Genomic DNA, 1,254 nt, shown 5'->3' with positions numbered 1-1,254 from the left:
CACCACCGATTGCTTGAGGCGTTCTCCGAGGCGCTGCGCGACGAGGCGCGCATTCACGTCCACGCTGCCGCCGGCCGTGTAGGGAACGATCAGCGTGATGGGCTTGGCAGCGGGCCATGCCTGCGCGAGGGCCGCGGTGGGAAGCGCGGCGCAAAGTGCGGCGGCAAGGAGCAGGCGGCGGGGTGTGTTCATGGCGTGGGTCATTCGAGGATGGTGGGGGCGGGTTCAGTGTCGAGGCGGGCGCGCAGCGTGTCGAATTCATCGCTCCACTGCGTGCGCCATGCGCGGCGCTGCGTGTCGTCGATCCACGCGCCGTCGAGGCCGTTGTGCATGAAGCCGCGCAGGTCGTCCAGGCCGAAGCCGAAGTCGCGCACCATCATCAGCCAGGCCTGCGTGGGCGTGACCTTGTGCAGCGTCGGGTCGTCGGTGTTGGGGTGGATGCGCAGGCCCAGGCCGGGCATGCGGCGGATCGGGTGATCGATGGCCCATCGCTCGGGCGGCAACGTGCGCAGGTAGTACGAGTTGGTCGGCACCACCGTGAAGGTCACGTCGCGATCAGCACATTCGCGCGCGAAGTCGGGCTGGTCGACCACCGTGTAGCCGTGGTCGATGCGGTCGACCTGCAGCACGTCGAGCGCGGTGCGCACGTTGGTCCAGGGCATGCCGAACTCGCCCGCGTGCGCGGTGGTCTTCAGGCCTGCCTTCTTCGCATCGACATAGGCCTGCGTGAACAGTTCAGGCGGACGGTCGACCTCGCGGTAGTCGATGCCGATGCCGATCACCTCGTCGCAGCGATGCGCCTTGACCCACTCGACCATCTCCACGGCCGCCTCGGGGCTGGCTTCGCGGTCGATGGCGGCGATGAGGCGGCCGGTGATGCCGAACTCCTGCTGCGCGTCCTGGATCGCTCGGACGATGGCGCCTTGCGCGAGCGGATAGGCAATGCCCGACTCGTGCACGGTGCCGGTCGGGTTCCAGAAGAACTCGGCGTAGCGCACGTTGTGCGAGGCCGCGTCCTGCAGGTATTCGAGCGTGAGCTGGTAAAGGTCGCCGGCGCTGCGTACCAGCTGGGCGTCGAGCGCGCGCAGCACCCGCAGCACGCCGACCGGTTTTTCGCCGCGCGTGTAGAAGCCCTCGATCTCGTCGGCCGCCAGCGGCGAGCCGGCGCGCAGATTGAGCTGCTTGAAGGTTTCGTGGCGCACCGTGCCGAACAGGTGGCAATGCAGCTCGGCCTTGGGCATGGCGCGGAGCATC

Annotated in this window: 1 protein-coding gene and 1 pseudogene; both read right to left on the bottom strand. The window is 68.4% G+C overall.

Annotated elements, in window-relative coordinates; translation table 11 throughout:
• A pseudogene (locus tag ACSFA2_RS25530) lies at window positions 1-192 on the bottom strand (tripartite tricarboxylate transporter substrate binding protein); the annotation flags it as partial.
• A gap of 8 nt (window positions 193-200) precedes the next feature.
• On the bottom strand, window positions 201-1,253 hold the full coding sequence (locus tag ACSFA2_RS25525) for an adenosine deaminase family protein (protein ID WP_435458126.1): 1,053 nt from the start codon (window positions 1,251-1,253) through the stop codon (window positions 201-203).
• Between the last annotated feature and the right edge of the window lies 1 nt (window position 1,254).

Origin of the sequence: Variovorax cryoconiti, assembly GCF_051216395.1 — a bacterium.
Taxonomy (GTDB): domain Bacteria; phylum Pseudomonadota; class Gammaproteobacteria; order Burkholderiales; family Burkholderiaceae_C; genus Variovorax.
This window is presented reverse-complemented; position numbering and strand designations above follow the sequence as displayed.